Below are 9,614 nucleotides of genomic sequence, written 5' to 3' on the forward strand. Positions count from 1 at the left end.
CCGCGTGGCCCGCCGGAGGTGAACCCCCGGTGAACGGTGGTCGACGGTTAGCGGCCAGGGCTTGCGGCGCGGCGGGTCAGGACGCTTCGTCCGTGTCCGCGATCTTGTAGCCGAGCCCGCGCACGGTCTGCAGCATCGTCGGGCTGGCCGGGTCGTCCTCGATCTTGGCGCGCACGCGCTTGACGTGGACGTCGAGGGTCTTGGTGTCCCCGACGTAGTCGGAGCCCCAGATCCGGTCGATGAGCTGGCCGCGGGTGAGCACGCGGCCGGCGTTGCGCAGCAGCAGCTCGAGCAGCTCGAACTCCTTGAGCGGGAACGCGACGAGCGCACCGCGCACGTGCACGGTGTGCCGCTCGACGTCGAGGCGGACGGGGCCCACCTCGAGCGTGCCGTCGTCGAGGTCGTCGTCGGCCAGGGAGCCCGCGGCCGGGGGTGCCCCGCGGCGGCGAAGCACGGCGCGGACGCGCGCGAGCAGCTCACGGAACGAGTACGGCTTCGTGACGTAGTCGTCGGCGCCGATCTCCAGCCCGACGACCTTGTCGATCTCGCCGTCCTTCGCGGTCAGCATGATGACCGGGACGTCGCTCGTGCGGCGCAGCTCGCGGCACACCTCGGTGCCGGAGAGGCCGGGCAGCATCAGGTCGAGCAGCACCAGGTCCGCCCCGCCGTCGGCGAACCGCTCGAGCGCCTCGGGGCCCGTCGCGGCCGTCACCACCTCGAAGCCCTCGCGCTCGAGCTGGTACGTGAGCGGGTCGCGGTAGGACTCCTCGTCCTCGACCAGCAGGATCCGGGTCACCGGGCGGCTCCTTCGTGCGCGGGGTCGTCCCCGCCGGGGTGAGGTGCGGGGACGGGCGTGGCCGGCGTGCTCGGCAGCGTGCCGGTCGTGCGGGCGGCGGGCGCCGCGGCGAGCAGCTGGTCAGGCACGGCGCCCACGGGCAGGCGCAGCGTGAACGTCGAGCCCTTGCCGGGGCGCGACCACACCGTGACGTCACCGCCGTGGTCGGCAGCGACGTGCTTGACGATGCTCAGGCCGAGCCCGGTGCCGCCCGTGTCGCGCGAGCGTGCGGGGTCGACGCGGTAGAACCGCTCGAAGACGCGGTCCTGCTCGTCGGACGCGATGCCGATGCCCTGGTCGACCACGGCGACCTCGACGAGCCCCTCGACGGCCCGGACCCCGATGCCGACGTGCGCCCCGTCCGGGGAGTACGCGACGGCGTTGTCGAGCAGGTTGCGCACCGCGGTCACGATGAGGGCGTGGTCGCCGTACACGGTCAGGCCGCGCTCGCCGCCGACGTCGAGCCGGATCTGCTTGGCGCTCGCCGCGGTGCGGGCCCGGTCGACGGACTCCTCGACGACGGCGTCGACGTCCACGACCGCGATGTCCTGGAGCGCACCCGCGACCTGCAGCCGGGACAGCTCGATGATCTCGTGGACGAGCGCCGAGAGCCGTGCGGCCTCCCCGCGCATGCGCCCGGCGAAGCGGCGGACCGCCTCGGGGTCGTTCGCCGCGTCCTGCACCGTCTCGGCGAGCAGCGACAGCGCGCCGACCGGGGTCTTGAGCTCGTGGGAGACGTTGACGACGAAGTCGCGCCGGATCGCCTCGAGGCGCCGGGCCTGCGTGCGGTCCTCCGCCAGCACGAGCAGGTGGCGCGGGCCGACCTGCGCGACGCGGACCTGGAGCATGAGGGTGCCGGGCCCGACGGGGCCGCGCGGCAGCTCGAGCTCCTCGTCGCGGATCACCCCCGAGCGGCGCACGTCGGCGATCAGGTCGCGGATCGCCGCGTGCACGACCTGCCCCTCGCGCACCACGCCGAGCGCGTACGCGGGCGGGCTCGCTCGCACCACGCGGTCGTCGTCGTCGAGCACCACGGCCGCCGAGCGCAGCACCGCGAGCACCCGCACCAGACCCTCGTCGAGCTCGCGCTCGGGTTGCGCGGGGACGCTGTACTGCGCACGCTCGCTCCACCGGAACGCCGCCACGGCGACGACCCCGACCACGAGACCGAGCAGGCCGGCGACGACCGCCACGACACCATCAGGACCATCCACGTCTGCCAGCGTACGGTCGCCCCCGAGGGCCCCCGCACGAGCGCGGCCCGGGCGGGTCGATGGCCTCCCGATGTTCACCTGAGGGCGGGAAGCCGTTCACCTCCGGGTGCGAACGTGACGGTCGCGCGCACCAGCACGCAGAGAGTAGGAACCATGCGGCAGATCTTCGAGGCCGAGCTGACCCAGCTCGGCGACGACCTCGCGGCGATGAGCCGCCTGGTCGAGCACGCCATCACCAACGCGGGGATCGCGCTGCTCACGGCAGACCTCCAGCTCGCCGAGAGCGTCATCGCGGACGACGTCGCGATCGACGCGATCGAGCGCGACCTCGACGAGCGGTGCGTGCACCTGCTCGCGCAGCAGCAGCCCGTCGCGACCGACCTGCGCGTCGTCGTCTCCGCGCTGCGCATGAGCGCGACGCTCGAGCGCATGGGTGACCTCGCCCGGCACATCGCGCAGGTCGCGCGGCGCAGCTACCCGCGCGTCGCCGTCCCGAACGCGCTCTCGGGCACGTTCACCGAGATGCACGAGGCCGCGACGCGGGTCGCGAAGCGGACCACGGACGTGCTGACGACGCGTGACCTCGAGGTCGCGCAGAGCATCGAGCGCGACGACGACCTGCTCGACTCGCTGCACGCCGACACGTTCACGGCGCTGCTCGGCGTCGGCTGGAACGGCAACCCGCAGGAGACGGTCGACGTCACGCTGCTCGGCCGGTACTACGAGCGGTTCGGCGACCACGGGGTCTCGGTCGCACGTCGCGTGACGTACCTCGTCACGGGTGCGTTCGAGGACTCGCGCGCCGGGCGGTAGGACCGCTCGACCCGGCTCGATCCCGGAGGTCGGGGTCTCGCACGAGGCCCTGGGCGCCGACGAGGCGTACGGACCCCGGGACGACGAACGCCGCGGAGCACCGGACGGTGCACCGCGGCGTTCGTCGTGCTCGGTCGACGGCTCGGGGCCTACTTGCCCTGGTTCGCCACCGCGGCGATGGCCGCCGCCGCGGCGTCGGGGTCGAGGTACTCGCCACCGCGCGTCACGGGCTTGAGGGTCTCCTCGTCGAGCTCGTAGCGCAGCGGGATGCCCGTCGGGATGTTGATGCCGGCGATCGTCGCGTCGTCGACGTCGTCGAGGTACTTCACGATCGCGCGGATCGAGTTGCCGTGCGCCGCGACGAGCACCGTCTTGCCCGCCTGCAGGTCGGGGACGATGTCGCTGTGCCAGTACGGCAGCGAGCGGTCGAGGACCTGCGCGAGCGCCTCCGCGCGCGGGATCGGCTCGCCGGCGTAGCGCGCGTCGGCGTCCTGCGAGAACTCCGAGCCCAGCTCGATGTCCGGCGGCGGGACGTCGTACGAGCGGCGCCAGAGCATGAACTGCTCGTCGCCGTACTCGTCGCGGATCTGCTTCTTGTCCTTGCCCTGGAGCGCGCCGTAGTGGCGCTCGTTGAGGCGCCAGCTGCGCTTGACGGGGATCCAGTGGCGGTCGGCGGCGTCGAGCGCGAGGTTCGCGGTGGTGATCGCGCGGCGCAGGAGCGACGTGTGGACGACGTCGGGCAGGACGCCCGCGTCCGTCAGCAGCGTCCCGCCGCGCTTGGCCTCCTCGACCCCCTTCTCGGAGAGCTGGACGTCGACCCAGCCGGTGAAGAGGTTCTTGGCGTTCCACTCGCTCTCGCCGTGGCGGAGCAGCACGAGGGTGTAGGTCATGGGTTCATCCTGCCGCACCTGCGTCGGACCGCAGCGGGGACGTTCGGCCCGTGAGCAGCGTCAGGAGCGACGGCGCGCCCCGGCGAGCGCGTACACCTTGAGCACCTGCTCGGCGGCGCCGTCCCACCCGAAGCGCTCCGCGTGGCGCCGGGCACCGAGCCCGAGGGTCGCGCGCGCGGCGTCGTCCGCGAGCACCTCCTCGATCGCACCGGCCCAGACCGCGGGGTCGTGCCCGTGCACGAGCCGGCCCGACACCCCGTCGGTCACGACCGACCGCAGGCCACCCACGGCGGACGCGAGGACCGGGGTGCCCGACGCCTGCGCCTCGACCGCGACGAGACCGAACGACTCGCTGCGCGACGGCATCGCGACGACGTCGGCGGCCCGGTACCAGCGCGCGAGCTCGGCACGCGGGACGGGCGGGCGGAACAGCACGTGCTCGGTGAGGCCGGTCGTCGCGGCGAGGGCCTCGAGCTCGCGGACCGCCGTCGGGCGACCGCTCGGACCGCCGAGCACGACGAGCAGCGGGACCCCGCGGCCGTCCCCGGCGCGCTGCGCGAGCACGCCGAGCGCGCGGACGAGCACGTCGGGCGCCTTGAGCGGCTGGACACGCCCCGCGAACAGCACGATGCGCCGGTCGGGCGGGAGCCCCAGCACGCGGCGGGCGTCGGCGCGCCCGGCGGGGCCACCGGGCGCGAACAGCTCGAGGTCGACGCCCGGGGCCACGACGTGCACGCGCTCGGGGTCCGCGTCGTAGAGCGCCACGAGGTCGTCGCTCTCCTCCGCGGTGCTCGCGACGAGCGCGTCCGCCTCCGCCACGACCTGCTCCTCGCCGATGATCCGGCCCGTCGGCTCCGCGGCGTCACCCGGCGCGAGCGACGCGTTCTTCACGCGCGCCATGGTGTGCATCGTGTGGACGAGCGGGACCTCCCAGCGGTCCGCGGCGAGCCAGCCGACCTGGCCCGAGAGCCAGTAGTGCGAGTGCACGACGTCGTACCAGCCGGGCCGGCGCGCGGCCTCCGACCGCAGCACGCCCGCGGTCATCGCGCAGAGCTGGCCGGGCAGGTCGTTCTTGTCGAGCCCCTCGAACGGCCCCGCGGGCACGTGGTGGACGAGGACGGGCGGCACGACGCCGGGCTCGACGTGCTCGGCGAGCAGCACGCGGCGGGAGTCCTCCCGGGAGAGGGTGTCGCCGCGTGCGTCGGTCCCGGGCAGCACGACCGTCTCCGGCAGGGCCGACGACGTGGCGCGCGTGAAGATCTCGACGCGGGCACCCCGGCGCGCGAGCGCACGCGACAGCTCGGAGACGTAGACGTTCATGCCGCCCGCGTCCCCGGTGCCGGGCTGGTCGAGCGGGGACGTGTGCACCGAGAGCATCGCGACGCGCGGCAGCTCGGTGGTCACGGGCGCTCCAGGGTCGGGTCGGGCGGGCTCGGGCATCGGCCACCGGTCTCGGGCCTGTCCCCAGCGTGCACCCGCACCACGGCGGGGGCCCGTCGTGCGCCCATTGTCTCGCGTCTCGGACGCCCGGTCGTCGCCGCGGGCAACCGGGGCGGGCGGGATCGCTCGCGTGCCGCGTCGCCGGGAGCCCGGGACGTCAGCGGACGGGGACCACGCACGCGGGCGCGGGCAGCCGGAGGACGGCCGCGGGCGCCTCGGCGCCGGGCGCGAACGTCGCCACCGCATCCCCGACCTGCTGCGCGACGACCGCCCAGCCGCCGAGCACCTCGTGGTGGCGCGGCCAGGTCCCCGCGCCGAGCGGCACGTCGCGGACGGGCGTCAGGAGGCCGTCGGCACCCACCACGAGCTCGGCGAGCACACCGGCCGCGCGCACGCCCACGAGCAGCCGGTCGCCGTCGAGCGTCACGTGCGAGGGCAGGACGCGCGGCGCGACACCCGTCGCCCCGTCGGCCGGCGCCGCGGTGCGGCCCGCGGGCAGGACCTGCGCGGGGCGGCCCGTCGCGGTCGCCGCGTCCCACGCGAGGACGTGCACCGTGACGTCGAGCTCGCCCACGACGTACGCGTGGCGCCCGTCGGCGGAGAAGACCAGGTGGCGCGGGCCCGTGCCCGGCGGGAAGGTCGCCGCCACGCCGTCCTCCGCGAGGAGCCCGCCGGCCTCGACGCGGTAGCGCCGGAGCTCGTCGGTCCCCAGGTCGCACACGAGCACGTGCGACGCACCGGGCGCGAGCGCGACGAAGTGGGCGTGCGGCGACTCCTGGCGGCTCGCGTCGGGGCCGCTGCCCTCGTGCCCGAGCACCTGCACGGGCGCGCCGGACGCGAGGACCTCGGGCGCGAACGCACCGTCCGCGTCGAGCGGCAGCACCGCGACCGTGCCCGCCGAGTAGTTCGCGACGTACAGGGTGCGCGCGTCCGGGCCCAGCAGGAGGTGGCAGGGGTCGGCGCCGCCCGACGCGACCGTCGCGACCGGGTCGAGCCGCACCGGCACGGTGCCGCCGGACGGGCCGCCCCCGGCGCACGTGTCACCCTCCACCCCGCCGCCGCGCACCGCGAACGCCGTCACCGTCCCCTCGGACCGCTCCCCCACCGCGTACAGCACCCGCCCCGACGGGTGCGCCGCGACGAACGACGGCGCGGGCGTCGCCACGACCTGCCGGGCGTCGCGGAGCTCGCCCGTCGCGACGTCGAGCGTCACGCGCCAGACGCCCTCGCCCAGCCCGGCGGGGGTGCCGGCACCCGCGGCCGGGTACGTGCCGACCCACAGGTCGCGCGACGCGGCGGACGGCGCAGACGCCGGCGCGGCGGAGGTCGCCGGGGTGGTCGTGGGGCGGGTGCTCGTGGGGTGGTTGCTCGGCTGCTCGGTCACGGGAGCCGAGCGTAGGCGGTACGCCGCGACAGCGCCGGGAGCGTCCGGGGCACCCCGGGCGCCGAGGCACGCGCCGAGCGCGGGTCCACCGCGCCGCCCCGAGTCCGGACGCGACGCGCCCGCGTCGACGCGACCCCCCAGGGCCGGTCGACGCGGGCGCGTCGGGAGGGAGCGGGACGCCGGTGGCTCAGCGCGCGCCGCCCGCGCGGCGCTTGTTGATCAGGTCGAACGCCACGGCGAGGAGGAGCACGAAGCCCTTGATCGCCTGCTGCACCGCCGGGTCGACCGCGAGGATCGACAGGCCCATGTTGAGCACGCCCATGATGAGCGCACCGATGATGGCGCCCGAGATCCGGCCGACACCGCCCGTGACCGCCGCGCCGCCGATGAAGCAGGCCGCGATCGCGTCGAGCTCGTAGTTCTGCCCGGCGGCGGCGACCGCCGCACCGGCACGCGACGTCACGACGACCGACGCGACGGCGGCGAGGAAGCCCATGTTGACGAAGATCCAGAAGTTCACGCTGCGCGTGTTGACCCCGGACAGCACCGCCGCCTGGACGTTGCCGCCGATCGCGTAGATGTGCCGGCCGAACACTGTGCGGCCCATGAGGAACGTGTACGCGAGGATCAGCACGCCGACGATGATGAGCACGATCGGGGTGCCGCCCGCGCTCTGCGAGAGCACCCAGGTGACCGCGCCGATGCCGATCGTGATGAGCACGATCTTCGTCAGGAACAGCGGGAACGCCTCGGTCTTGAGGTCGTGCTTCTTGAGCACGGACCGCGCCCGGACCTGGCTGCCGACGAGCGCCGCGATCACGAGCGCGCCGAGCACGAGCGTCACGGCGTCCGCGTTCCCCGCGAAACCGAGGAAGTTCGGGATCGAGCCGCCCGAGATGTCGATGAACGGCCCGGGGAAGCCGGCGACCGTGACGCCGACGAGCAGGATGGCGAAACCGCGGAAGATCAGCATCCCGGCGAGCGTGACGATGAACGCGGGTATCCCGATGTAGGCGACCCAGTACCCCTGCCAGGCACCGACCAGCGCCCCGACCGCGAGGCCGACCAGGACCGCGACGAGCCACGGGAGCTCGTAGTCCTTCATCATCAGCGCGACGAGCCCGCCGATGAACGCGACCTGCGAGCCGACCGACAGGTCGATGTGCCCGGCGACGATCACCATGACCATGCCGATCGCGAGGATCATGACGTACGCGTTCTGCTGGATCAGGCTCGCGACGTTGTTGGGCAGCAGGAGCTTGCCGTCGGTGAGGACCTGGAACAGCACGACGATCACGACGAGCGCGCCGAAGATGCCGTACTGGCGCATGTTGCCGCCCATGCCCTGGAGGCGCGCGAGCGGCGAGACCCGGGCCTGCGCCGGCGTCTCGGGTGTCATGGTGGTGCTCATCGGGCGGCCCCGTCCTTCTCCATGGTCATGTAGTGCATGAGGGTCTCCTGGGTCGCGTCCTCGCGGGACACCTCACCCGTGATGCGGCCCTGCGAGAGGGCGTAGATGCGGTCGCACGTGCCGAGCAGCTCGGGGAGCTCGGAGGAGATCACGATGATCGCCTTCCCCTGAGCCGCGAGCGCGTTCATGATCGTGTAGATCTCGAACTTCGCGCCGACGTCGATTCCGCGGGTCGGCTCGTCGAGGATGAGCACGTCGGGGTCCGCGAAGATCCACTTGCTCAGCACGACCTTCTGCTGGTTGCCGCCCGAGAGCTTGCCGACGAGGGCCTCGACCGTGGGGGTCTTGACGTTGAGGTCCTTGCGGTACTGCTCGGCGATCTTCGTCTCGCCCTCGCGGTCGACGACGCCGAGGCGGGCGACCTTGCCGAGCGCGGCCGACGAGACGTTGCGCTTGATCGTGTCGATGAGGTTGAGGCCGTAGCGCTTGCGGTCCTCGGTCGCGTACGCGATGCCGTGACGGATCGCCTCGCGCACCGAGCCGACCTGGATCGGCTTGCCGTCCTTGAGGATACGGCCCGAGATGTTGGAGCCGTACGCGTGCCCGAACACGCTCATCGCGAGCTCGGTGCGGCCCGCACCCATGAGGCCGGCGATGCCGACGATCTCGCCGCGGCGCACGAACAGGTTGGCGCCGTCGACGACGACGCGACCGTGGTCGACGGGGTGGTGCACGGTCCAGTCCTCGATGCGCAGGACCTCCTCGCCGATCACCGGCTCCCGGTCGGGGAACCGCGCGTCGAGCGAGCGCCCCACCATGGCGCGGATGATCCGCTCCTCGGAGACCGGCTCGTCGCCGTGCATCGACATGGTCTCGATGGTGCGGCCGTCGCGGATGACCGTCGTGGTGTCCGCGATCGCCGCGATCTCGTTGAGCTTGTGGCTGATGATGATCGACGTGATGCCCTGGCCCTGGAGGCTGCGGAGCAGGTCGAGCAGGTGCGCGCTGTCGTCGTCGTTCAGCGCGGCCGTGGGCTCGTCGAGGATGAGCAGCTTGACGCGCTTGGACAGCGCCTTGGCGATCTCGACGAGCTGCTGCTTGCCGACGCCGATGTCCATGATCTTGGTGTCGGGGCTCTCGGTGAGCCCGACCCGTGCGAGCAGCTTCGCGGCCTCGGCGTTGGTGCTGTTCCAGTCGATGACGCCACGCTTCGAGCGCTCGTTGCCGAGGAAGATGTTCTCGGCGATCGACAGGAACGGGCTGAGCGCGAGCTCCTGGTGGATGATGACGATCCCGCGCTCCTCGCTGTCGCGGATGCCCTTGAACTCGCAGGTCTCGCCCTCGAAGAGGATGTCGCCCTGGTAGTCGCCGTGCGGGTACACGCCCGAGAGGACCTTCATCAGGGTCGACTTGCCGGCCCCGTTCTCCCCGCAGATCGCGTGGACCTCGCCGCGCCTGACCTCGAGGGTGACGTCCTGCAGCGCCTTGACGCCCGGGAACGTCTTGGTGATGCCGCGCATCTCGAGGATCGTTCGATCGCCTGTCATGTCTGCTCGCAGTCGTGTCGTCGGTGGACCGCCGGACGCCCGGCGTGGTCCCGGCGGAGGCCGGTCGGGGCGGCGTGCGC

At 73.4% G+C, this 9,614-nt stretch carries 8 protein-coding genes; 1 reads left to right on the forward strand and 7 read right to left on the reverse strand.

Going from position 1 to position 9,614, the window contains the following annotated elements:
* Positions 1-76: 76 nt before the first annotated feature.
* Positions 77-796 (reverse strand): response regulator, encoded by a 720-nt coding sequence (locus ACWFNE_RS08690; protein ID WP_452122023.1) that lies wholly within the window; start codon positions 794-796, stop codon positions 77-79.
* On the reverse strand, positions 793-2,049 hold the full coding sequence (locus tag ACWFNE_RS08695; RefSeq protein WP_452122024.1) for a sensor histidine kinase: 1,257 nt from the start codon (positions 2,047-2,049) through the stop codon (positions 793-795). Before ACWFNE_RS08695 ends, ACWFNE_RS08690 begins: the two co-directional genes overlap by 4 nt.
* Before the next feature lie 153 nt (positions 2,050-2,202).
* On the opposite strand from ACWFNE_RS08695, the gene phoU reads away from it, so the two are divergent.
* A complete protein-coding gene (gene phoU, locus ACWFNE_RS08700; protein WP_452122025.1) occupies positions 2,203-2,862 on the forward strand; it encodes a phosphate signaling complex protein PhoU in 660 nt (219 codons plus the stop codon).
* Positions 2,863-3,011: 149 nt separating this feature from the next.
* Here the strand turns inward: phoU and ACWFNE_RS08705 are convergent, their stop codons facing one another.
* The 5 genes from ACWFNE_RS08705 to mmsA all read right to left on the reverse strand — a co-directional run bounded on the left by ACWFNE_RS08705 (position 3,012) and on the right by mmsA (position 9,534).
* Positions 3,012-3,752 (reverse strand): phosphoglyceromutase, encoded by a 741-nt coding sequence (locus tag ACWFNE_RS08705; RefSeq protein ID WP_452122026.1) that lies wholly within the window; start codon positions 3,750-3,752, stop codon positions 3,012-3,014.
* A 60-nt stretch (positions 3,753-3,812) separates the two neighbouring features.
* Positions 3,813-5,192: a D-inositol-3-phosphate glycosyltransferase gene (mshA, locus tag ACWFNE_RS08710; protein WP_452122027.1), complete on the reverse strand. Its 1,380-nt coding sequence runs from the start codon at positions 5,190-5,192 to the stop codon at positions 3,813-3,815.
* Between the two features lie 157 nt (positions 5,193-5,349).
* Positions 5,350-6,576, reverse strand: a complete 1,227-nt coding sequence (locus ACWFNE_RS08715; protein WP_452122028.1) for a lactonase family protein — start codon at positions 6,574-6,576, stop codon at positions 5,350-5,352.
* A 187-nt stretch (positions 6,577-6,763) separates the two neighbouring features.
* Positions 6,764-7,987 (reverse strand): multiple monosaccharide ABC transporter permease, encoded by a 1,224-nt coding sequence (gene mmsB / locus ACWFNE_RS08720; RefSeq protein WP_452122029.1) that lies wholly within the window; start codon positions 7,985-7,987, stop codon positions 6,764-6,766.
* Positions 7,984-9,534: a multiple monosaccharide ABC transporter ATP-binding protein gene (mmsA, locus tag ACWFNE_RS08725; protein ID WP_452122030.1), complete on the reverse strand. Its 1,551-nt coding sequence runs from the start codon at positions 9,532-9,534 to the stop codon at positions 7,984-7,986. Before mmsA ends, mmsB begins: the two co-directional genes overlap by 4 nt.
* Between the last annotated feature and the right edge of the window lie 80 nt (positions 9,535-9,614).

The sequence above is a fragment of the Cellulomonas sp. NPDC055163 genome (genome assembly GCF_053607065.1).

What these genes read in the sequence shown, in the direction of transcription:
- phoU (WP_452122025.1), top strand. Translation starts at nt 2,203, where the DNA reads ATGCGGCAGATCTTCGAGGCCGAGCTGACCCAGCTCGGCGACGACCTC.
- ACWFNE_RS08705 (WP_452122026.1), bottom strand. Translation starts at nt 3,752, where the DNA reads ATGACCTACACCCTCGTGCTGCTCCGCCACGGCGAGAGCGAGTGGAAC.
- mshA (WP_452122027.1), bottom strand. Translation starts at nt 5,192, where the DNA reads ATGCCCGAGCCCGCCCGACCCGACCCTGGAGCGCCCGTGACCACCGAG.
- mmsB (WP_452122029.1), bottom strand. Translation starts at nt 7,987, where the DNA reads ATGAGCACCACCATGACACCCGAGACGCCGGCGCAGGCCCGGGTCTCG.
- mmsA (WP_452122030.1), bottom strand. Translation starts at nt 9,534, where the DNA reads ATGACAGGCGATCGAACGATCCTCGAGATGCGCGGCATCACCAAGACG.